The 22,910-nt window shown below is 66.7% G+C and carries 19 protein-coding genes; 7 read left to right on the forward strand and 12 right to left on the reverse strand.

From position 1 onward, the window contains the following. Positions 1-306: 306 nt before the first annotated feature. Positions 307-1,716 (reverse strand): type I glutamate--ammonia ligase, encoded by a 1,410-nt coding sequence (gene glnA, locus AC13GI_RS13835; protein ID WP_380655366.1) that lies wholly within the window; start codon positions 1,714-1,716, stop codon positions 307-309. Between the two features lie 219 nt (positions 1,717-1,935). Between glnA and AC13GI_RS13840 the strand changes: the two genes are divergently transcribed. From AC13GI_RS13840 to AC13GI_RS13850, 3 genes are all read left to right on the forward strand, one after another. Continuing rightward, complete coding sequence (locus tag AC13GI_RS13840; RefSeq protein WP_099819515.1) at positions 1,936-2,730, forward strand: undecaprenyl-diphosphate phosphatase; 795 nt, start codon at positions 1,936-1,938, stop codon at positions 2,728-2,730. Positions 2,731-2,803: 73 nt separating this feature from the next. After that, positions 2,804-3,628: a DUF4377 domain-containing protein gene (locus AC13GI_RS13845; RefSeq protein WP_482996597.1), complete on the forward strand. Its 825-nt coding sequence runs from the start codon at positions 2,804-2,806 to the stop codon at positions 3,626-3,628. Between the two features lie 168 nt (positions 3,629-3,796). Next, complete coding sequence (locus AC13GI_RS13850; protein WP_099819513.1) at positions 3,797-4,261, forward strand: META domain-containing protein; 465 nt, start codon at positions 3,797-3,799, stop codon at positions 4,259-4,261. 123 nt (positions 4,262-4,384) lie between these two features. Here AC13GI_RS13850 and AC13GI_RS13855 read toward each other — a convergent pair whose 3' ends face one another. The 9 genes from AC13GI_RS13855 to AC13GI_RS13895 all read right to left on the reverse strand — a co-directional run bounded on the left by AC13GI_RS13855 (position 4,385) and on the right by AC13GI_RS13895 (position 13,356). Further along, positions 4,385-4,996 carry a YbhB/YbcL family Raf kinase inhibitor-like protein gene (locus AC13GI_RS13855; protein ID WP_099819512.1) on the reverse strand — a complete coding sequence of 204 codons (612 nt, stop codon included), beginning with the start codon at positions 4,994-4,996 and terminating at the stop codon, positions 4,385-4,387. 10 nt (positions 4,997-5,006) lie between these two features. Next, entirely contained in the window at positions 5,007-7,085 is a 2,079-nt protein-coding gene (locus tag AC13GI_RS13860) for a tetratricopeptide repeat protein (RefSeq protein ID WP_482996598.1), read from the reverse strand. Between the two features lie 56 nt (positions 7,086-7,141). Continuing rightward, complete coding sequence (locus AC13GI_RS13865) at positions 7,142-8,176, reverse strand: YheT family hydrolase (RefSeq protein WP_099819510.1); 1,035 nt, start codon at positions 8,174-8,176, stop codon at positions 7,142-7,144. A 7-nt stretch (positions 8,177-8,183) separates the two neighbouring features. Then, entirely contained in the window at positions 8,184-8,975 is a 792-nt protein-coding gene (locus AC13GI_RS13870; RefSeq protein WP_380657310.1) for a lysophospholipid acyltransferase family protein, read from the reverse strand. A 119-nt stretch (positions 8,976-9,094) separates the two neighbouring features. Further along, positions 9,095-9,529 carry a hotdog fold thioesterase gene (locus tag AC13GI_RS13875; RefSeq protein WP_099819508.1) on the reverse strand — a complete coding sequence of 145 codons (435 nt, stop codon included), beginning with the start codon at positions 9,527-9,529 and terminating at the stop codon, positions 9,095-9,097. Positions 9,530-9,539: 10 nt separating this feature from the next. Continuing rightward, on the reverse strand, positions 9,540-11,594 hold the full coding sequence (locus tag AC13GI_RS13880) for a phospholipase D family protein (RefSeq protein ID WP_482996599.1): 2,055 nt from the start codon (positions 11,592-11,594) through the stop codon (positions 9,540-9,542). Further along, positions 11,591-12,208 (reverse strand): YceI family protein, encoded by a 618-nt coding sequence (locus AC13GI_RS13885; RefSeq protein ID WP_099819506.1) that lies wholly within the window; start codon positions 12,206-12,208, stop codon positions 11,591-11,593. The genes AC13GI_RS13880 and AC13GI_RS13885 overlap by 4 nt, the downstream gene beginning before the upstream one ends. A 4-nt stretch (positions 12,209-12,212) precedes the next feature. Then, positions 12,213-12,689: a SixA phosphatase family protein gene (locus AC13GI_RS13890; RefSeq protein WP_482996600.1), complete on the reverse strand. Its 477-nt coding sequence runs from the start codon at positions 12,687-12,689 to the stop codon at positions 12,213-12,215. 37 nt (positions 12,690-12,726) lie between these two features. Next, positions 12,727-13,356 (reverse strand): ParA family protein, encoded by a 630-nt coding sequence (locus AC13GI_RS13895; protein WP_099819504.1) that lies wholly within the window; start codon positions 13,354-13,356, stop codon positions 12,727-12,729. 124 nt (positions 13,357-13,480) lie between these two features. Between AC13GI_RS13895 and AC13GI_RS13900 the strand changes: the two genes are divergently transcribed. Beyond that, a complete protein-coding gene (locus tag AC13GI_RS13900; RefSeq protein ID WP_482996601.1) occupies positions 13,481-14,965 on the forward strand; it encodes an AAA family ATPase in 1,485 nt (494 codons plus the stop codon). A gap of 723 nt (positions 14,966-15,688) precedes the next feature. Here the strand turns inward: AC13GI_RS13900 and AC13GI_RS13905 are convergent. Further along, positions 15,689-16,324, reverse strand: coding sequence for a hypothetical protein (locus AC13GI_RS13905; RefSeq protein ID WP_099819502.1), 636 nt, complete (start codon positions 16,322-16,324; stop codon positions 15,689-15,691). 171 nt (positions 16,325-16,495) lie between these two features. Here AC13GI_RS13905 and AC13GI_RS13910 point away from each other — a divergent pair, with 171 nt between their 5' ends. The 3 genes from AC13GI_RS13910 to AC13GI_RS13920 all read left to right on the forward strand — a co-directional run bounded on the left by AC13GI_RS13910 (position 16,496) and on the right by AC13GI_RS13920 (position 21,920). Further along, the gene (locus AC13GI_RS13910; protein ID WP_482996602.1) at positions 16,496-20,182 is read left to right on the forward strand and encodes an indolepyruvate ferredoxin oxidoreductase family protein; all 3,687 of its coding nucleotides are present in this window, start codon (positions 16,496-16,498) and stop codon (positions 20,180-20,182) included. 154 nt (positions 20,183-20,336) lie between these two features. After that, entirely contained in the window at positions 20,337-20,594 is a 258-nt protein-coding gene (locus AC13GI_RS13915) for a helix-turn-helix domain-containing protein (protein WP_089241740.1), read from the forward strand. Positions 20,595-20,597: 3 nt separating this feature from the next. Next, on the forward strand, positions 20,598-21,920 hold the full coding sequence (locus AC13GI_RS13920; protein ID WP_380658297.1) for a type II toxin-antitoxin system HipA family toxin: 1,323 nt from the start codon (positions 20,598-20,600) through the stop codon (positions 21,918-21,920). On the opposite strand, the gene AC13GI_RS13925 is transcribed toward AC13GI_RS13920, so the two are convergent. Next, complete coding sequence (locus tag AC13GI_RS13925) at positions 21,921-22,535, reverse strand: DUF938 domain-containing protein (RefSeq protein ID WP_380658295.1); 615 nt, start codon at positions 22,533-22,535, stop codon at positions 21,921-21,923. Between the last annotated feature and the right edge of the window lie 375 nt (positions 22,536-22,910).

A 22,910-nucleotide genomic window follows, 5' to 3' on the forward strand; every position in this document is an offset into this window, starting at 1 on the left:
ATGGCATCAGGCAACCACGGGCCATCGTGGTGATGGCCGTGGCTGTTGCACCGGACACGAACCGGGCCGGGACAGCCGTGCCTCTCTCCTTGCACGGCCGACGCGGGAGGGAGGGCGGCCCATGTCGCGTATCCGGTCTCTCTCTTGCCCCTGGATCAGGGGTCCTTGGCGTGGGGTCAGAGCCCTTTCATGCATGAAAGGGATCCGACCCCGTGCAACGACCCCGATCTGACCGCGGCTCCCCAGCCGCGAAGACGGATGCGATGGCGGCGGGTGGGAGGGGTTACCCACCGCCATCGCAACCGGTCAGCTGGCGTAGTACAACTGGTATTCCAGCGGGTGGGTCGCCGCGCGGAACTTGGTCACTTCCTGCATCTTCAGCGCGATGTAGCCGTCGATGAAGTCATCGCTCATCACGCCACCGGCCTTGAGGAACTCGCGGTCCTTGTCCAGCGCTTCCAGGGCCTGGTCCAGCGAGGAGCAGACCTGCGGAATCAGCTTCTCTTCTTCCGGCGGCAGGTCGTACAGATCCTTGTCGCTCGGTGCGCCCGGGTCGATCTGGTTCTTGATGCCGTCCAGGCCGGCCATCATCAGCGCAGTGAAGGTCAGGTAGCCCGACTGGATCGGATCGGGGAAGCGCATTTCGATGCGGCGCGCCTTCGGGTTGGACACCCACGGAATGCGGCACGAGGCCGAACGGTTGCGCGCCGAGTAGGCCAGCATCACCGGGGCTTCGAAGCCCGGCACCAGGCGCTTGTAGCTGTTGGTACCCGAGTTGGCGAAGGCGTTGATGGCCTTGGCATGCTTGAAGATGCCGCCGATGTACCACAGCGCCATCTGGCTCAGGCCGCCGTAGCCATCACCGGAGAACAGGTTGGTGCCGCCCTTGGACAGCGACTGGTGCACGTGCATGCCGCTGCCGTTGTCGCCGACGATCGGCTTGGGCATGAAGGTGACGGTCTTGCCGTTGCGGTGGGCGACGTTCTTGATGACGTACTTCATCCGCAGCAGTTCGTCGGCCTTCTGCACCAGGGTGCTGAACTTGGTGCCGATCTCGCACTGGCCGGCGGTGGCCACTTCGTGGTGCTGCACTTCCACTTCGATGCCGACCTGTTCCAGGGTCTTGCACATCTCCGCACGCAGGTCGTGCAGGGTGTCGGTCGGCGGCACCGGGAAGTAGCCGCCCTTCACGCCCGGACGGTAGCCGCTGTTGGCGCCGTCGTACTTGGCGCCGCTGTTCCACGCCGCTTCTTCCGAATCGACCTGGAAGAAGGTGTGGCCCATTTCATTGGCGAAACGCACCGAATCGAAGATGAAGAACTCCGGCTCCGGGCCGAAGAACGCGGTTTCGGCGATGCCCGAGGACTTCAGGTACGACTCGGCGCGCTTGGCGATGCCGCGCGGGCAACGGCCATACGGCTGCATGGTGGCCGGGTCGAGGATGTCGCAGCTGATCACGATGGTCGGATCGGCGTAGAACGGGTCGACGTAGGCGCTGGCGGTATCCGGCAGCAGCACCATGTCCGACTCGTTGATGCCCTTCCAGCCGGCGATCGAGCTGCCATCGAACATCTTGCCTTCTTCAAACAGCGACGGCTCGACGATGCTGACCGGGAAGGTCACATGCTGTTCGACACCACGCATGTCGACGAAGCGCAGATCGACGAACTCGATCTGGTTGTCCTTGATCAGCTTCTCTACGGTTTCCACGGACATCGGTACGACCTCGGATGGGAATGAATGCCTGCTGAGGTACAGCAATGACCGTGCCAACTTTTCAGCCTTCACAAGTCGTTGATTTCAAAGCCGCTGCCCCAGCGAGGTGCAGAACCATGCGCACCAAACGGGTGCGCCGATGACCAGACGCACCCGTTTGGTGCGGCATGGATCGTCTATTCTTTCGAGCTTCTTCCGCCGCCCGCGCCCGCACCGTCCATGTCCGATCTGCTCTCCGCCCTGCTGCTGGGCATCCTCGAAGGCTTGACCGAATTCCTGCCGATCTCCAGCACCGGCCACCTGCTGATCGCCCAGCACTGGCTGGGCGCGCGATCGGACTTCTTCAACATCATCATCCAGGCCGGTGCGATCCTGGCCGTGGTGCTGGTGTTCCGGCAGCGCCTGCTGCAGCTGGCCACCGGCTTCGGCCAGCGCGAGAACCGCGAGTACGTGTTCAAGCTCGGCGCGGCCTTCCTGGTAACCGCCGTGGTCGGCCTGGTGGTGCGCAAGGCTGGCTGGTCACTGCCGGAAACCGTCAGCCCGGTGGCCTGGGCGCTGATCATCGGTGGCATCTGGATGCTGCTGGTGGAGGCCTATACCGCGCGCCTGCCCGACCGCGACCAGGTGACCTGGACGGTGGCCATCGGCGTCGGCCTGGCACAGGTGGTGGCCGGTGTGTTCCCCGGTACCTCGCGCTCGGCTTCGGCGATCTTCCTGGCCATGCTGCTGGGCCTGAGCCGCCGCGCGGCCGCCGCCGAGTTCGTGTTCCTGGTCGGCATTCCCACCATGTTCGCCGCAAGCGCCTACACCTTCCTGGAACTGGCCAAGGAAGGAAACCTGGCCAGCGAGAACTGGACCGACGTCGGTGTCGCCTTCGTTGCCGCCGCCGTCACCGGCTTCGTCGTAGTGAAGTGGCTGATGGGCTACATCAAGTCGCACCGTTTCACGGCCTTCGCGATTTACCGCATCGCCCTGGGCGCTGCGTTGCTGCTGTGGTTGCCGTCCGGCAGCTGAACAGCGCCGGGGCACGGTAACCCCGTTGCCGGCCCCGATCCGTTTCCCCCTCGGTTCCCCAAGGAGAATCACCATGAACCGCAAGCTCACCCTGCTCCTCCCGCTGGCCCTGCTGGCCGCCTGCAGCCAGACCCCCGCCCCGGCCGGTACCGGCGGTGACGATCTGGCCCCGGCGGCGGCCAAGGCCGGCGACCAGAAGGCGCTGGCACACCTGGATGCGCAGCGCCTGCAGAGCCAGCACTGGCTGCTGCAGCAGGCCACCGCGGCCGATGGCAAGCGCATCGATGCGCTGTTCGCCCGCGAAGACAAGCCGGTCACCCTGGACTTCGCTGATGGCCGCCTTTCGGTCAGCAACACCTGCAACCGCATGGGCGGCGGCTACACCCTGGCCGACGGCAAGCTGAGCGTCAGCGCGATGGCCTCGACCCTGATGGCCTGCACCGACAAGGCGCTGATGGCGCTGGACGAAGCCGTCTCCAGCCGCCTGCAGGGCGAACTGAAGGCCGAACAGGACGCCAACGGCGTGCTGACCCTGACCACCGCCAAGGGCGACGTGCTGGTGTTCAACCCGGAACCGACCGCTGAAACCCGCTACGGCGGCGCCGGCGAAACCGTGTTCCTGGAAGTTGCGGCGAAGACCGAGAAGTGCTCGCACCCGATGATCCCGGACTACCAGTGCCTGCAGGTGCGCGAAGTGAAGTTCGACGACAAGGGCCTGAAGCAGGGTGAGCCGGGCGCGTTCGAGAACTTCTACGGCAGCATCGAGGGCTACACCCACGAAGACGGCGTGCGCAACGTGGTGCGCGTGAAGCGCTACGAAGTGAAGAACCCGCCGGCCGATGCGCCGTCGCAGGCGTACGTGCTGGACATGGTGGTCGAGTCGGCCATCGAGAAGTGATGTAGAGCCGACTGCTGGTCGGCTGGCTCTTGAAGGGCGGCCGCGAGGTCGCCCTTCTTCGTTGTGGGGTAGTGCCGGCCGCTGGCCGGTTGCTGCACACCGCTCCGGCGACATACGGAACATGCCGGCCAGCGGCCGGCACTACCCACATGCATCAGGGAGATCGGCATGAAACGGACGTACATGCTCGCACTGGCTTTGCTGGCCATCGGTAGTGGCAGCAGTGCATACGCCGCCAGCACACCCACCACCGACCAGCTTGAAGCCCATCTGTGGCAGCTCGCACGCGCCACCGACGCGCAGGGCAAGCGCATCGACGCGTTGTTCGTAAGGGGCCGGGCGCCGTACACCCTGCGCTTCCAGCCCGGCTACATGAGCGAGTTGAACCTGTGCAACCAGGCCAGCAGTCATTACCACCTGCAGGACGACCGGCTGATCCTGGAGAACGGCATCCAGACCACCGCGCTGTGCATCAATCCCAAGGTGGATGCGCAGGAACGGCGAGCCGAAACGCTGCTTCACGGTCGCGATACCGCACCGACCCTCGCGTTGGACGACACCGGCGCATTGGTCGTGCGCAATGCCAAGGGCGAAGTGCTGGTGTTCAAACCCGCGCCGCTGCCTGCGAAATGAAAAGGGCGGCCGCGAGGTCGCCCTTCTTCGTTGTGCGTTGTAGAGCCGAGCCCATGCTCGGCTGCTGTCTATCGGGAAAAGCAGCCGAGCATGGGCTCGGCTCTACAGAAGCACATTGCCCGCTCAGGCCAACGCCGGGTTCAACGTGTAGGTGCCGTGCAACGCCGCTTCGGCCAGTACGTGGCCGTGCATGGCACGGAACGCATCTGCGGCGGTGAAGCGCTCGGGCAGCTGCAGCGTGGCCACATCCAGCGCGAACACGCGGAAGAAGTAGCGGTGCACGCGCTCGTCGTTGAACGGCGGGTACGGGCCGTCGTAGCCCAGGTAGTCACCGGCCATGTCCGGATTGCCGGCGAACCAGCCGGTGAAATCGTTCAGGCCCTGGCGGCTGCCGGCCGGGCCGGCCGGCGCGGTCTTGCCCTTCACCACGAAGCCGTCGCTGCAGCTGCCCGCGGCAATTTCCTGCACCGAGGCCGGGATGTCGGCCATCACCCAGTGCACGAAATCGCAGCGCGGCTGATCGCGCGGCACGCGCATGTCATCGCGGCCGACCGTCTCCGGCACCGTCGGTACGTCCGGGTCCACGCACACCAGCAGGAACGAACGGGTGCCGTCGGGCGCGCCGCTCCAGGCCAGGTGCGGGTTGCGGTCGGGGGCGAAGCCGTTGGCATCGCCAGCGGCGAACTCACGGTCGATCGGCGCACCGTTGACCAGGCTGTGACTGCTCAGTTGCATCTGATGCTCCTCACTCTTCCGGGTAACCCAATCGCACCGCGACCGGGGTGAGCTGGGCGAAAGCGGCGCCCATCACGTCGCGATACCGGCGCCAGTGGCCGGCGGGCAGACGCGGTGCACCCAGCTGTGCAGCCGGCGGCATCGGACGTCCGAACACGCGGCCCAGCAGGTCAGCCATCGCATGTGCATCGTTGCCGATGTCGTCGATGCGCAGCAGCACGTGCGGATACAGGTCCTCCTCGTGCAGCGCGGCGATCTGGGTCAGCGAACGCACCAGCCACTGGCTGGCTTCGGCCATCGAGGTCATCGCCAGCGGTGCAGCGGCGCCATAGGCGATCCAGTCCAGCAGCATGTCGCGCGGGTCGCGCAGCACCAGCAGCAGGCGACCCTGCGGCAGCTGCGGGCGCAATGCCCACAACAGCGCGTTGTCCCACCACAGCAGCCAGTCGATCACGGTGTCGCTTTCCAGGCCGCGGGCCGGCAGGTGTTCGCGCCAGCGCTCGACCAGGCGTTCCGGGCTCAGCACGCCCGACGCCAGGTCCTGCAGCGTGTTGTAGTTCTGGAAGGCATCGTCGGGGGGATTGGCGGTGTAACGATCACTGCGCAGTACCGGGCTGGCAGCGGCCAGGCCGGTTGCCACCCGCTCCACGCCCGAACCCGGGGCGCCCCACAGGAAGATCGGTGCCGAGCCACTGTCGCGCGTCGCTTCGTCGATGCTGGCCATCTCCGGCCAGCTCGGCGGTGCCTTGGCCTGCGGCGGCAGCGGCAGCCGCTGCGAGGCCTGGTCGGTCTGCAGCGCCATCCACGTACGCAGCGCTTCTTCCGGCTGCCCGGCGCGATCCTGGATCTCGCCCAGCCAGGTGCGCAGGTCGGCGCGGTGTCCCTCCGGTGCCTGTGCGATCAAGGCCTGCACGCGCTCCACGGCGGCGGCCGGGTCACGCTGCAGCAGACCCTCGACGCGACGGCTTTCACCGCTGACGCGGCCCGGTTCCAGGGTGGTGATGCGCTCGGCGATGGCTTCGCCCTGCTCGTGCTCGCCGGCCATGTCATGCAGGCGCATGCGCGCTTCCAGCGCCGGCAAGTGGCTGGGCATCGCTGCCATCCAGCGCTCCACGACGGCCACGGCGCCGGCACTGCCGACGTCTTCCACGGCCAGCCGTGCCAGCCACAGGTCATGCAGCTGGTCATTGCTTTCCAGCGCGTCATCCAGACGTACGCGGGCTTCATCTTCGCGGCCCAGGCGCTGCCAGGACATCAGCAGCAGCTGCAGCACCTGGCGATCACCCTGCAGCGATTCCAGCAGCGGCAGCAGGTGCTCCAGCGCCTGCAGCGGCTGGCCACTGCGCAGTGCCAGTTCACCGGCCAGGCGGCGCATCGGCGGCACGTCCAGCTCCGGCTGCTGCAGCGCCTGCTGCATTGCCTCGGCGGCGGCCTCGACGTTGCCCTGGCGCAAGGCCAGCTGCACCACCATGCCGTGCAGCGAGGACATCTTCGGGTTCAACGCCAGCACGCGGCGGAATGCCTGCTCGGCGAACGCCAGCATGTCCTTGCCCAGATAGGCAAAGCCCAGTGCGTACAGCACGCGGGTATCGTCCGGCAGCGCCTGGCTGGCCGCCGACAGCAGGGCCAGCGCGCGGTCGGCATCGCCACGGCGCAGCGCAACCATGCCATCGATGGTCAGAAGTTCCGGATGGTCCGGCTCCAGCCGCGAGGCCAGGGTCGACAGCCGCTGGGCCTCGTCGAAGTCGTTGCGGCCCACCGCCAGGTGCGCCTGCATCAGGTAGGCCGGGAAGGCGTTGGGGTCCAGCCCGGTGGTGCGCTGCAGGGCTTCATCGGCGCCGTCGAACTGGCGCAGTGCCAGCAGCAGGCCGGCATGCTGCAGGTGCAGCTGCGCATCATCGGGAGCCAGCTGCAGCGCCTGCTGCAACGCCTCCATCGCGGCCTCGGCCTGGCCCTGCTGCTGCAGCGCAAGCGCCAGCCAGCGGTGGGCCTCGGCCTTGCCGGGTTCGTCACGGGTCCACGCCTGGGCCAGCTGCACGGCCTGGCCGGCATCGTTCTGGCGCAACGCTTGGAGGATCTGGTCTTGCATGGCCGTCCGGTTCAAGGTCAAACCCGCATTGTAGCGGGCCGCGCGCCGGTGCCGGTTCAGCCCGCCAGGACGCGCCGCAGGCGCTGCGCGACCCAGCGTTCGGAGAACCCATCGCCGCGCCAGTTTTCCAGGAAGCCACAGTGGCCGCCCCAGCAGGCGGTTTCCAGCCGCGCCTGCTGCGGCAGCTGCCAATCGCGGAAGGTCGCGTAGGGGATCACCGGATCGTCCTGCGCCATCAGGATGTCAGCGGGCACCTGCAGCGTGGACAGGCGGTCGCCGGCGATGGAATAACCATCGAAATAGGCCTGCAGCGAACCAAACGTGGTGTGCCGTTCGACCAGCCAGGCGGTCAGCGAACGGATGTCCATGTTCAGCACGCGGTCGTCGCAATCGCTCAGTTCGGGGAACAGATCGCGCTTGCGACGCAGCGAACCGGCCCACTTGCGGCGGAAGTACCAGTCGTACATCGCCGGGCCGTTCTCGATGTTCTCCATGGTCAGCCCCGGGTCCAGCACCGGGCAGACGGCGGCCACGTGCTGCAGCGGCACACCGGCGGCCGGCGCGCGCAGCGCCAGCCGCAGCACGAAGTTGCCACCCAGCGAATAGCCCGCCGCAACCAGCGGCAGATCGGGCCAGCGCTGGGCGACATCGCCTGCGGCATGCACCACTTCGTCTATGAGATTGGAGTGGAAGATGCCGGGATTGAGGTGATGGGTATTGCCGTGGTCGCGGAAGTTCAGCCGCACCACGTCGAACCCCTGCTCCAGCATGCGGGCAGCGGCCATGCGCATGTAGCTGGATTCGGCGCTGCCTTCCCAGCCGTGCAGCAACAGGGCGATGCCGCGCGGTTCGCGCCCTTCGACATGGCTGTGCCAGCCCTGCAGGCGCACGCCCTCGCCACCATCGAGGATCAGCTCCTCGCTGACCGCGCCGGTGGCGGCCAGCAGCAGCAGGCCGCGTTGCAGGCGCATGCGGCTGGAGCTGAGCATCGACTGCAGGTGCGGATTGCGCAGCCAGCGCGGCGGCTGATAGTCGGACGCGGTGAGCATCGGCGCATCAGCGTCGAGGGTCGGTGGCGGAAACACGGCCACCCTGGCCTCAATCCCCGCTCATGGCCGCCACGATGCGCGCGCGCGAGGTTTCCGCGATGCGCCGACGGCCTTCCAGGTCCTGGGTGCCGATCGGCTCCAGGAAATGCACTTCGGTATGCCGCGCCGGCTCACCGAGCAGGCGCAGGAAATTGGCGAAGAAACTCTCGCCCGGGCCGAAGGCCACGATGGTCTGTGCATCCCCGCGCACGCCATAGACCAGCGCCACCGGCTGCACCGGCACGCTGGTTTCGACTGCCGCCTGGAAGATGCGTGCATGGAACGGGCCAACGTCGTGGCCGCCGCGGGTACGTCCTTCCGGGAACACGCCCACGGCCTTGCCGGCGCGCAGGCGGTCGGCCATCACCTGCATCACTCCACCGAGTGATTCGGTGTTGCCACGCTGGTGGAAAATGGTCTGGCCGCGCGCGGCGAGCCAACCGACCACCGGCCAGCTGGCGATCTCGCGCTTGGCGACAAAGCCCATCATGCGCTGGCTGTGCAGGATGGAGATATCGACCCAGCTGACATGGTTGGCGACGAACAGCACCGCGCCCGGCAGCGGCTGGCCGATACGCGACAGGCGGAAGCCGAAGATCCACATCAGCCCGCCCTGCCACCAGTTCACCACCTTGGCGCCGAAGGTATCGTCGCCCACGCGCAGCTCGCCCCATGGCGGAAGCATGCCGATCAGGATCAGCGGCAGGAACACGGTGATGTGGACCAACAGCAGCGGTACGCGGTACAGGTAACGGCACACACGCGCCACGCCGCCGCGGGGGGCCGGAGTGGGGGAAGTCATCCACGCACGATACCGGAGGGCTGCCATCGCTGCCAGCCGAATTCGGCCATAAGTCTCATTGACGGCGGCCATCGGCGGGGAACGCTGGGTTCCGCCGCCGTCACTGCTGCCGCCAGGGCTCAACCGTGGCCGGCCGCCACCACGGCCAGGGTCAGCCGCGAGATGCAGACCAGCCGGCCCTGCTCGTCCTCGATGCGGATTTCCCACAGCTGGGTGCTGCGGCCCACGTGCACCGCGCGCGCGGTGCCGGTGACCGTCCCCGAACGCACGGCGCGCACGTGGTTGGCGTTGATCTCCAGGCCCACGCAGACCTGCTTGGCGGTATCCACGCAGAGGTTGCCGGCGCTGCTGCCCAGGGTTTCGGCCAGCACCACCGAGGCGCCGCCGTGGAGGATGCCGTACGGCTGGCGGGTGCGCTCATCCACCGGCATGGTCGCCTGCAGCCAGTCCTCGCCAGCGGCACTGAAGACGATGCCCAGGGTGCTGATGGCAGTGTTGTGGCTGAGTGCGTTGAGCTGCTCGATGGAAACGGCTTCGCGGAATACCTGGGTCATGCGGCTACCTTCAGAGGATGGGGACGAGGCCGGCGCCGAATGCGGTCAGCATGCGCACCAGCAGCCACTTCGGCCCGACGTTGACCTCGGGGAAGTCGCCCACCGCGACATAGCAGCGGTGGAAATCGGCGCTCTGCCGCGGCAGTGGCTGCGGGCAGTCCGGGCCCGGCTTGAACTCGTAGTCGGTGGCGTAGCGCCACGGCCAGAAGTCGAGGATCGGCAGTGCCTCGGAGGCCTTGCCGACGCTGTAGTTCAGGCCGGACAAGACCGGCGGCTTGGCACGCGGCGCCACCGTCCAGGAGTTCTGCGGGTGGGTATCGCGCAGGATGCTCTGCGCCAGCTGCTCAGCGAAGGCCGGATCGTCGATGATCACCGCGCCTTCGGTGTTGTAGTTTTCGCTGCGCGGATCGAAGTTGTGGGTACCGACCACGCCGATACGGCGGTCGACCACCAGCGACTTGGCATGCAGGCCCATGCGCGCGCCCTTGCGGGTGACCGGCAGCGGCTTGTTGACCGCCTTGCTGCCCAGGAACGAAGGGCGCGTTTCGGTACGCAGCAGGCGGGTCTCGACTTCGCTGCCGGCGGCACGCCGACGCGCACGACCGTTCTCATAGGCGCTGCCGGTACGCGGATGGATCACCCGCGCCGGCGGAGCGTCCGCTTCCGCAGTGGCCACCACATCACCACTGCCGCCACCGGCATTGCTGCCAGCGGCACTACCCCCGAGCAGCGGATTGCGACCGGTATCGCTGCCCGGCGCGGCGATCGGGTCGGGCAGCAGGTTGCGGTAATCGACCGGGGCATCCAGCGGGAACGGCTTGAATTCGAAGATGTTGAAGCCCAGCTCGCGCATGTTGCGGCGCTTGTACTTGTACGACAGCGCATACACGATCGGGTTGTCGGTGGCGGCCAGGCTGTTGCTGGACACCACCACGCGCGGTGGTTCCGGCCGCTTGCGCAGCTCGCGGAACAGCTTCTGTGCCGGCTTGGACAGCACCAGGTAGGGCGTCTGCAGGATCACTTCATGCTGTGCACTGGAGATCAGTGCATCCAGCTGCGGCTCGGTGACATGCTGCCCGGCCAGTGGTGCGTCGGCGCGCTCACGGCGGTGCTTGCGCGGCAGATCGGCCACATAGCGCACCGAGGCGACCGGCAAGGCGGTGTCCACGAACGAACGGGTGACGAAGTCGACATCGTTGGCCTCCTCGCTGACCCGCTCCACCCGTTCGGGCCTGCGGAACTGCGCGGGCGGCAGCAGCGGCACGCCCTGCTTGAGCAGGGTACGGCCGACATCGTTCAGGCGCTCGGCCGGCACGCTGCGCTGCGCACGCCAGAAGGCATCGAAGTTGGCCGCCATCGCGCGCGCTTCAGGACCGGCGATCAGCACATCGCGGTCACGGAAGTTGTATTCGCGATCCCAGTCGTAATAGTCGTCCTGGTAGTTGCGCCCACCGACCACGCCGATCGCATCGTCGACCACCAGCAGCTTGTTGTGCATGCGCTGGTTGAAGCGGCGGAAGCAGCACAGCACGCTGCCGGCATAGTCGAAGTAGTTCAGCCGGGCCTTGCCGAACGTCGGGTTGTAGACCCGCAGCTGGAAGTTCTGGTGGGCGCCGGCCAGTGCGCCGAGGATCTGCAGGTCGGAGATCGCCGAAAGCTGGTCGATCAACAACCGCACCTTCACCCCGCGCCGCGACGCCGCCAGCAATTCGTCGATGACCAAGCGGGCGCTGTCGTCCTTGTCGAAGATGTAGGTCTGCAGGTCGATGCTGCGGGTGGCGCTGCGCAGCAGGTTCAGGCGCGCGACCAGCGCGCCTTCGCCCTCGTCCAGCAGGGTGGCGTAGTGCCGCGGCTGTTCCGGGGTCGATTCGCTGAACGCCCGGCCGGCCAAAGCCCGCAGGGGCGAATCCAGCGCGCAGCGGTCGGCCTGCTGGCAATCCACCTGGGTCGAGCGTGCCTGTACGGCGATCGCCTCGGCGCGATCACGCTGGGCGTGCGACAGCGACGCACAGCCACTGCCCAGCAACACGGTTGCCAGCACCAGTACACGCAGCAAGGGATTCACGGTTTCGACGCCTCGCTGAGACGTGCACGCAATACGAAAGTCACTCGGTCACTCAAGGCAAGCTGCCAGCTGTCCATGCCGTACCGGCCTCGTTGCACGGTACCGCGGCTGACGACGTCGCAATCATAGCCGGGTCGGGCACATTCCGCTTTCTCGACCTTGAGTGTCTCCGGATGGCTGACGCCGCGCAGGGTCAGCCGACCGTCGATGCCGCCTCCGTCGGCGACCGTCTCCGGCCAGTACGGCAGCGAGTCGAATTCCACGAACGGGTAACGGCCAGCGTCGAAGAACTCCGGGCCGCGCATCCAGCCGGTATAGCGGTCCTTGCCGGGGATCTCCACGGTGCGGGTGAACATCTTCAGGTGGACCTGGTGACGGCCATCGGACAGCACCTCGATACGCCCCTCGAAACGCGGGAACACGCCCTCGATGCGCTGGCCGAAGCGGGTGCGGACTTCGAAACCGATCTGCGAGCGCACCACATCCAGCTGCAGCGTACGCGGCGACTCGGCCACGACCGCCGGCAGCGCGGTCGGTGGCGGTGCGGCGGCCCAGGCCGGGCCGATCGCCAGAACGACCGGCAGCAGGCAGCGGCCCGGCAACGCCACCCTCATCGGCTCACGGCCACCAGAAGGCGTTCAGGCTGGCCACGCCCGGCTCGATCGTTGCCTCGCGGGCGAAACCGAGCACGGCGACGCCGCCCGGCGGCATGCCACGGTAATCACTGCTGGTGCCATCGGTCATCAGCGCCACCAGCTGCTCCAGCCCGGGGTTGTGGCCGACGATCAACACCCGGTCCAGGTCACGGCGCTCGTCCACCAGCGCCGCCAGGGCGCCCGGGGTAGCCTCGTAGATGCGGTCCTCCAGGCGCTTTTCGACATAGCCGATGGCCGTCATCACCGCTTCCAGGGTTTCGCGGGTCCGCCGCGAGGGGGAACACAGCACGCAATCGGGCAGCAGGTTGTTTTCCTTCAGCCACTTGCCGGCGGCTTCGGCTTCGGCGAGGCCCACCGGCGACAACGGCCGGTCAAGGTCGGCCTGGCCGGTGGTGGCCGGTTCGGCGTGGGCGTGGCGGAGCAGGATCAGTTCGCGCATTGCGGGATTCCAATAAAGGGATGGAGACCTACGGCTGTTACAGCTTCAGCCAGGACAACAGGGGTTCCCAGTCGGCCTGGTGCTCGCGCACCTGGGCGGAGCGGTAATCGAAAAGACTGCGGCCCAGGCCGGTCATGACCACATAGCTCTGGCTGTCGCGCAGCTGGGCGACCACCGGATACGGCCAGTCAGCCAGCATCTGCAGGGCCTGCTGCGAGGTCTGGGTCCAGGGCTTGGTGCGGTTCAGCACCAGCCCGACCGGCAGCTTGCGGCTGTGCACGCGCGGTACCTGGGCCAGGCTGTTGAGGAAGCCTACGATGGCTTCGATGTCCAGTGCCGAGGGCAGCACCGGCACCACCACGGCATCGGCAGCGTCGAGGAAATGCGGGATATCGTCGGCCAGTGCGCCGGCCGGTGCATCGATCACCACGGTATCGGTACCGTCGGGCAGCTTCTGCGCCCATTGCTTCTTGCGGTACACGTCGATCGGCAGCACCGCGCTTTCCAGCCCGGCCCGGCGCTGTGCCCAGCGCGTGCTGGAGCCCTGCGGGTCGGCATCGGCGATCACCGTGGCCTTGCCTTGCAATGCCGCGTACGCGGCCAGGTGGGTGGCGATGGTGGACTTGCCCACCCCGCCTTTGGAACCGGCCACCAGGATCGTCTTCATGCCAGCCTCGCTTCCGGGTACGTGCCCCGAGCGTACACCGCCGATGGTGACGGAAGGTAGAGCCGTGCTGAACCCGTGCCCCCCGGCCTTTGCTATCGTGGCGCCCCCGAAGGACCGAACCGCCATGAGCGAACTGCAGGACCTGAGCGCACTGATCCGCGCCAACACGCCGTTGATCGTGGTCGAGACCCAGGATGAGGGTCGCATCGTCGAGCTGTTCCGGCAGACGCTGATGCATGTCTGGCGGGCCCTGCACCGCTGGTCGATCACCGAGGGCCTGCGCCGCATCGACCTGGAGCGCGAGGACGAGCCTGTGGGCCCGCCCGACGCCAGCGCCGCACTGCAGATGATCCGCCAGGCCGACCAGCGCGGCGTGTACCTGCTGCTCGATTTCCACCCTTACCTGGGCTATGCCAGCCACCAGCGTGCGCTGCGCGATCTGATCCAGCGCCGCCACAGCGAATCGCACGTGCTGGTGCTGATCGGCGCCAAGGTGGAACTGCCGGCCGAACTGGAAGCCCTGGCGGTGCGCTTCAATCCGCGCCTGCCCGACGCCAACGCACTGCTGAAGATGCTGCGCGAAGAAGCCGATGCCTATGCACGCGAACACGGCGGGCGCCGGGTGGAAGTGGACAGCGAGGCGGTCAAGAAGATCCTGAAGAACCTGCAGGGGCTGAGCCTGGTCGATGCGCGGCGCATCGCGCGGCAGCTGATCTATGCCGATGGCGCGCTGCGCGACGACGACCTGCCACAGTTGGCGCGGCTGAAGTTCGAGCTGCTCAACCGCAGCGGCCACCTGTTCTTCGAGCACGACAGCGCGCGCTTCGGCGACGTGGCCGGGGCCAACCGGCTGAAGCGCTGGATCAACCAGCGTCGCGTCGCCTTCATCGCCGGCTCGGCACCGGCCGGGCTGGACCCGCCACGCGGCATGCTGCTGCTGGGCGTGCAGGGCTGCGGCAAATCGATGCTGGCCAAGGCTACCGCCGCCGGCTTTGGCGTGCCGCTGCTGCGCCTGGACGTAGGCGCGCTGTACAACAAGTACCACGGCGAGACCGAAGCCAACCTGCGCCAGGCACTGGCCTCGGCCGAGCAGCTGGCGCCATGCGTGCTGTGGATGGATGAGATCGAGAAGGGCCTGGCCACCGGCACCGAGGATGGCGGCGTGTCGCGCCGTGTACTCGGCTACCTGCTGACCTGGATGGCCGAGCGCAAGGCGCCGGTGTTCATCGTGGCCACCGCCAACCAGGTACACGAGCTGCCGGCCGAGCTGCTGCGCAAGGGCCGCTTCGACGAGATCTTCTTCGTCGACCTGCCCTCGGCCGATGTGCGCGTGGAACTGCTGCGGCTGCACCTGGGGCGGCGCCAGCTCAATGCCGACGACTTCGCGCTGCCGGCACTGGCGGCGGCGGCCAACGGGTTTTCCGGTGCGGAGATCGAGCAGGCGATCGTGGCCGGGCTGTATTCGGCGCACGCCGAAGGCCGGCCGCTGGATACCGAGCTGCTGATGGGCGAGATCCGCACGACGCGGCCGTTGTCGGTGTTGATGGCCGAGCAGGTGGCGGCGTTGCGGGAGTGGGCGTCGGGGCGCACGGTGTCCGCGGACGACTGAGGATTTCCTGCGAACGGCGCAGCCCCTCGTGGTTGGTCGCTGAAGGAGCCAGCTGTGGGTTGGCCGGGTGGGTAGGCTGCGCAGGGGACGCTGCAAGTCCCCCTCCGGGGCCCGGCCCAGCCGCTGGCGGCTGTGCGTTCAGGCGCTTGCGAAGCAGTGCTTCGCAAGCAAAGCGCCTTCACCCCTGTAAGCTCGGTCGCCGCATCCATGCGGCTCACGCCCCTGCGCAGCCTACCCGCCCGGCCACGGACAGTTTCCGGGGGCGATCAGCCACGGAAAAGAAAGAAGAAGAGCAAAAGCAGAAGCAGTTGGCTGGCCGCTTTTTGTAGCGCCGAGCCCACGCTCGGCTGCATTTCGATCAGATATCGATCATTCGATTCCGATGCAGATTCATCCACGCATGGCGTGGATGTACGTGTCGACCAAGGTCGACACCTACCAACAGCAGCGGGAATCTGTCGAAGGCGGGGCGGTGTGGGCAGGCAGGACCGTTGGCGCCATGGGCCCGAGGCATGCCCTCGGGCGGGTTGGGCAGGACGCCCAACCCCGGTCTTGCCGTGTGCGCAGGAAAGCGCACACGAGCAAGGCGCCATCGAGCCCCCAAGGACGGGTTTACGGCGTGTCCTGCCTGTCCACACCGCCCCGCCATCCCCCAGCAAACCCGCTGTTGCTGTGGCTCTGGCCTCTGCGGGTGCCGGGTGCAACCCGGCCGAACCCCCACCCTCAGGGCCAGGCGGGTGGCGCGGCCGCCCAGGCCTGCTGTACTTCGGCCAACGTCGCGCGTTCGTCATCGCGCCAGCCCGGCAACAGCTGCGCGTAACGACTGCTGTCGCGCCATTGCGCCGGCTCGGTGCGTACGGCAGCGGCATACCACTTCACCGCCTCCTGCTGCTGGCCCGCCCGCCACAGCGCCAATGCATAGCTCGGCGGCACCCAGCCGGGATTGCTGCGCAGGGTGCTGGCAGCGGCCTGCCACTGCTCCAGCGCAGCCAATGCCTGGCCCTGCCGCAACAGGTCCCAGCCATAGTTCCAGCGTACGCTGCGGCCCAGCGCGCTCTGCACCGGCGCTTCGGCCAGTGCCTCGCGATAGAGCTTGTCGCCCAGTTCCGCGCGCCCCTGCGCAATGGCGACCGACGCCAGCTGCGCCGTGGCTTCCAGCCCCTTGCGGCCACGCTCGCGGTGCTTCAGCAGCTGTGCCACCAGGTCTTCGCCTTCACCCTGCACCACCGTGATCGGCGCGGCGGCGGCGTCGCTGTCGAAATAGAACTCCTGCGGTGCCGGCAATGCCGGCGCGGCCCACGCAGTGGCCGCTCCCGAGACCAGCAACACGCCGGCCAGGAACTGTCCTGCAACTGACATCCAAATTCCCCCAAGGTTGAAACACCAACCCTCCCTCTCTCTCCCCGATCCTAACCTCAGCACGGCCCTGGCGCGAGTGCCGGGGCCTTTGCCCCCCACTGTTACAATTCGCGCCTTTCCCGCCGCGTGTACCTGCGCGGCCGGTGCCAGCCGATCCTGACCAGGCCAGCCATGACCAGTACCGCGCAACTCACTTCGCCCGCCTCCGCCGACCTGCTCGACCGTGATTACACGCTCGACCACAAGTACACCCGCAACGAAGGACGGATCTACCTGAGTGGCGTGCAGGCGCTGGTGCGGCTGCCGCTGATGCAGCGCCTGCGCGACGAAGCCACCGGCATCGACAGCGCCGGCTTCATCAGCGGCTATCGCGGCAGCCCGCTGGGCGGCTTCGACCTGGAGCTGTGGCGTGCGCGCAAGCACCTGGAAGCGGCCAAGGTGAAGTTCACCCCGGGCCTCAACGAGGATCTGGGCGCGACCATGGTGTGGGGCACCCAGCAGACCAACCTGTTCCCCGGCGCCAACGTGCAGGGCGTGTTCGGCATGTGGTACGGCAAGGGCCCGGGCGTGGACCGCTGCGGCGACGTGTTCAAGCACGCCAATGCCGCCGGTACCTCGCGTTACGGCGGCGTGCTAGCACTGGCCGCCGACGACCACGCCTGCCGCAGCTCGACGCTGCCGCATGGCAGCGAAGACGAATTCGTCAGCGCGATGATGCCGGTGCTGAACCCGGCCGGCGTGCAGGACATCCTCGACATGGGCCTGCTTGGTTGGGCGATGAGCCGTTACACCGGGCGCTGGGTCGGTTTCAAGACGATCGCCGAGACGGTGGAATCGTCGGCCTCGGTCGAGGTCGATCCGCTGGCCCGGCGCATCGTGCTGCCGGAAGACTTCGACATGCCCGCCGGCGGCCTCAACATCCGCTGGCCCGATCCGCCGCTGGACCAGGAGATGCGCCTGCACCGCTACGCGGTGAAAGCCGCGCAGGCCTTCGCCCGTGCCAACGGCATCGACAAGGTGGTGATGGACGCGCCGCGTGCGCGGCTGGGCATCGTCACCACCGGCAAGAGCTACCTGGACGTGCTGCAGGCGCTGGAATACCTGGGCCTGGACGAGCAGGCCTGCGCCGACATCGGCATCCGCGTGTACAAGATCGGCATGACCTGGCCGCTGGAGCCGGAAGGCATCGCCCGCTTCGCACAGGGCCTGGAAGACATCATCGTGGTGGAGGAGAAGCGTGCCTTCATCGAGCGCCAGATGAAGGAGCAGTTCTTCAACTGGCCGGCCAGCTGGGGCCAGCGCCCGTCCATCGTCGGCAAGTACGACGAGGCCGGCGAGTGGATCCTGCCGTCCACCGGCGAACTGACCCCGGCCACCATCGCCGGCGTGATCGGTCGCCGCATCCAGAAGTTCTTCAACAACGAATCGATCGAGCAGCGCCTGCAGTGGATGCAGGAAAAGGAAGCCGAGCTTGCGTTGCCGCGCGCCAGCTTCCCGCGCGTGCCGCACTACTGCTCCGGCTGCCCGCACAACACCTCTACCACCGTGCCGGACGGCTCGCGTGCGCTGGCCGGCATCGGTTGCCATTACATGGTGACCTGGATGGACCGCAGCACCGACACCTTCACCCACATGGGTGGCGAAGGCGTGACGTGGGCCGGGCAGGCCGCCTTCACCGATACCCAGCACGTGTTCCAGAACCTGGGCGACGGCACCTATTTCCACAGCGGTTCGCTGGCGATCCGCCAGGCGATCGCCGCCGGCGTCAACATCACCTACAAGATCCTCTACAACGATGCGGTGGCGATGACCGGCGGACAGCCGGTGGACGGCCCGCTCAGCGTGCCGGACATCGCAAGGCAGATGCGTGCCGAGGGCGTCCACACCATCATGGTGCTGTCGGACAACATCACCAAGTGGACGCGCCAGCGCGAGCATTTCCCCAGCGACGTGGAGTTCCATGACCGCAGCGAGCTGGACGCGGTGCAGAAGCGCCTGCGCGAAGTGAAGGGTGTTTCGATCCTGATCTACGAACAGACCTGCGCCACCGAGAAGCGCCGTCGCCGCAAGCGCGGCAAGCTGGAAGATCCGCAGAAGCGGGTGATGATCAATTCGCTGGTCTGCGAAGGCTGTGGCGACTGCGGCAAGAAGAGCTTCTGCGTGTCGGTACTGCCAAAGGAAACCGAGTTCGGGCGCAAGCGCGACATCGACCAGTCCAACTGCAACAAGGACTATTCCTGCGTCAACGGCTTCTGCCCGAGCTTCGTCACCGTGCACGGTGGACAGCCGCGCAAGGGCAGCAAGCGCGATGCCTCCACGCTGCTGGACAACCTGCCGGCACCGGTGGTGCGCGGCACCCTGGAGCAGCCCTGGAACATCCTGATCACCGGCGTTGGCGGCACCGGCGTGGTGACCATCGGCGCCCTGCTGGGCATGGCCGGTCATCTTGAAGGCAAGGGTGCTTCGGTGCTTGATCAGACCGGGCTGGCACAGAAGGGTGGCGCGGTAACCACGCACATCCGCATCGCCCGTCGCCCGGACGACATCCACGCGGTGCGCATCGCCGCCGGTGAAGCCGACCTGGTGCTGGGCTGCGACATGGTGGTGGTCAACGATTACTGGGCACTGTCGAAGGTACGCGCGGGCCGTTCGCAGGTGGTGCTCAACACCTATGAAGCGATGCCGGGCACGTTCACCACGCGCCCTGACATGCAGTTCCCCGCCGCCGACATCATCGCCGGCGTGCGCGTGGCCCTGGGTGGCGAAGAGCCGCTGCTGCTGGATGCGACCCAGCTGGCTACCGCGTTGCTCGGCGATGCGATCGCCGCCAACCTGTTCATCCTCGGCTACGCCTGGCAGCAGGGCCTGGTGCCGCTGTCGTTCGAGTCGCTGATGCGTGCCATCGAGCTCAACGGCGCCGCGGTGGCGATGAACCAGCAGGCCTTTGCCTGGGGCCGCCTGGCCGCGGTCGATCCGCAGGCCGTGCAGCAGGCGGCAGGCGTGGTGCGCAACCGCCATACCGACACCGAAAATACCCCAGGCCCGCTGCATGCACTGCCGCCGGGCGAATGGGAAGGCAACGAGTGGGGCGCTACCGCCGCACCGCGCAACACCGGTGACGAGCGCGAGCTGCGTGGGCTGCCGACGCATGGTGGCGATGTCGCTTTCCTGCCGTTGGACGACGCGCGCCTGTCGCGCTCGCTGGACGAGATGATCGAGCGCCGCTCGGCCTTCCTGACCGACTATCAGGATGCCGCCTATGCCAACCGCTACCGCACGCTGGTCGAGCGTGTGCGCGCGACTGAAGCCGAGCGTATCGGCGGCTCCACCGCGTTGACCGAGACCGTGGCCCGCTACCTGTTCAAGCTGATGGCGTACAAGGACGAATACGAAGTGGCGCGCCTGTACACCAGCGGCGATTTCCAGCGCCGCCTGCAGCAGCAGTTCGAGGGCGATTACCAGCTGCGCTTCCATCTGGCACCGCCGCTGTTCGCGAAGAAGGACGAACAGGGCCGGTTGCTGAAGAAGGAATATGGCCCGTGGATGTTCAAGGCGTTCGGCCTGCTGGCCAAGCTGAAGTTCCTGCGTGGCGGCCGCTTCGACGTGTTCGGCCGCACGGAAGAGCGCCGCATGGAGCGCAAGCTGATCGGCGATTACGAGGCGACCGTGCAGGTGCTGCTGGATGGCCTGGATGACGATCGCCTGGCACTGGCAGTGGAGATCGCCAGCGTGCCCGAGCACATCCGCGGCTTCGGTCACGTCAAGGAAGCACACTTCGAAAAGGCCAAGGCCCGCGAAGCGGTGCTGCTGGCGCAGTGGCGCAACCCGAAGGCGCTGCATATCGTGCAGGTGGCGTAGTAGCACACTACAAAAAGAAACCTATTGATTGCCTTTTGAGAAGGCAATCCATAGGTTGCCTGTGGCGCAGGAACGAGATAGGTTGTGTGTCGTAAAGCAACCTATCCTTTGCGTACGTGATGGCGTACGGTCATCTTTCCCGAGGACTGCCGGTATGGACAGGCCGCCGCATACGGTGAGAACACCGCAGCAACTTGCGCCGCTGATGCGCGCGTTCAGACGCCAGGCCGGGCTGAGTCAAGCACAGCTTGCCGAGCGACTGGGCATCTCCCGCCAGGCAGTCGGCGCATTGGAACGCGATCCAGCGTCTGCCAGCTTCGAGCGATTGATGCGAGTCTGGGCCGTGTTGGGCCTGGAAATCAGCCTGCAGCAGCGAAGTCCCCGGGAAAACACGTCGACTTCGGAGTGGTAAGCCATGGGTACGTTGCGGGTCTGGATGAATGGTGTCGAGGTGGCGCTCTGGGATGATGCGCGGAACCGGGCATCCCGCCTTTCCTACCTCAGCCAATGGATTGGTTCGACGCAGTCGCGACCACTGTCCCTTTCGCTCCCCCTGCTGCCCGACGGTGAAAGCCATCAGGGTCAGGTCGTCAACGACTACTTCGACAATCTTCTCCCCGATAACGTCACCATCCGCAACCGGATCCGCGACCGGTTCGCCACGCGCAGCAGCGATACGTTCGATCTGCTTGAAGCCATTGGCCGGGACTGTGTGGGCGCGGTGCAGCTGTTGCCACATTCGCGCACACCGGATGCCATCCAGCGGATAACGTTCGAACCATTGAATGACTCAGGCGTCGCTGAAGTCCTGCGCCAGGTCACAACAAGTGCATTGCCTGGCACATCTTCCAGCGACGATGCGTTCCGCATTTCCATCGCTGGAGCGCAGGAAAAGACCGGCCTGCTGCTGCACGATGGTCAATGGTGCATTCCTACCGGAAGTACGCCGTCCACGCACATCTTCAAGCTGCCGTTGGGTATCGTCGGCAACATGCGTGCGGACATGCACCAGTCCGTGGAGAACGAGTGGCTGTGCATGCACTTGCTGGCGGCCTTTGGTATTCCCGTCGCGGATACGCAGATGGGGCGTTTTGAAGATCAAGGTGCACTGATCGTCGAACGTTTCGACCGGCGACTGGCTGCGGATCGCACGTGGTGGCTTCGCTTGCCGCAGGAAGATATGTGTCAGGTCTTTGGCCTCCCCGCTGCCCGGAAGTACGAATCCGATGGCGGCCCCGGCATCGTGGCCATCATGGATCTGCTTCGGCAATCCGAGCAGCCTGAGGATCGAGCAACCTTCTTCAAGACGCAGATCCTGTTCTGGATGCTTGCCGCGACCGACGGCCACGCAAAGAACTTCAGCGTCCACATCGACGCGGGGGGGCGTTTCCGTCTGACTCCTGTCTACGACGTGCTGTCGGTATATCCCATCCTCGGCCGGGGGCCCAATCAACTCGATCCGCACAACGCGCAGCTTGCCATGGCGGTAGAGGGCAAGAACCGCCATCGAAAACTGCACCTTGTGCGACGCCGGCACTGGAATGAAACCGCACGCGCCTGTGGCGTAGCCGATGGCGCAGAGCCATGGATCGAAGCGTTGATCGCTTCCGTGGAACCCGCCATCGAACACGTCACACGCCAGCTTCCAAGCGGCTTCCCTTCGACCGTGTCCGAACCTGTTTTCAAGGGACTGCGTGCTGCGGCGACCCGTCTTTCCAGCATGGCCCCCGACGCCTGATCACCCCAGGCGCCACAGCAACACTCGGTTGTTGGCCGGCATGGACAGATCACCCAACCGGGTGAATCCGTTGTCCGCCGCCAGCGCCTGCACGGCTTCGGCATCGCGGATGCCGCTACGCGGATCACGCGCTTTCAGCCAGCCATCGAATTGCGCGTTGCTGTCGCTGCTGTAACGGCCGCCGTAATTGAAGGGGCCATACACCGCCAGCAGCGCGCCATGGCGCAGCAGGGGTGGAAGTGCGGCAAACAGGGCCTGCACGTGTTCCCAGCTCATGATGTGCAGGGTGTTGGCAGTGAATGCAGCATCGAACGTGCTGCCTTCCGGCAGGCTCAGGCCGGTCGCCGGCGGCAGCTCGACCTGCAGCGCCACCGGCGGCAGCAGGTTCAACAGCGCCGCCTCCGCACGCCAGGCCTCGATGCCAGGCAGATGGTCCGGATGGTCGCTGGGCTGCCAGCGCAGCCAGGGCCAGCGCTCGGCGAAGAAGGCCGCATGCTGGCCGGTGCCGCTGCCGATCTCCAGCACCCGGTGGCGGTCGCCCATCCACGGGTCGAGCGCAGCGGCGATCGGTTCGCGGTTACGTTCGCAGGCTTCTGAATACGGCTTGCTCGACATCGAGACGGCGTCCAGGCGGGGTCGGCCTCATTGTGCACGAGGGGGTGTTGCTCGGCAGGGCTGCGCCCTGCACCCGCAGAGGCAACGGCAACGGCCGAAGCAACAGCCGAAGCAACAGCAAAAGCTGGTTTCCTGTGGGTTGGCGGGGTGGGTCCGGTTGAGGGGGGCGCCGTAAACCTATCCGTGGGGGCTTGGTCGCGGCATCCATGCCGCTCACACCCCCTCAACCGGACCCACCCCGCCTTCGACAGTTGACCGCGATCTGTCGGAACGGCACGGGATCTGACCCCAGATTTATTTCGATATCTGACAGATGTGTCGACCAAGGTCGACACCTACCAACAGCCGAGTGAACCTGTCGAAGGTGGGGCGGTG

This window comes from Stenotrophomonas sp. 82F1, from assembly GCF_056861525.1.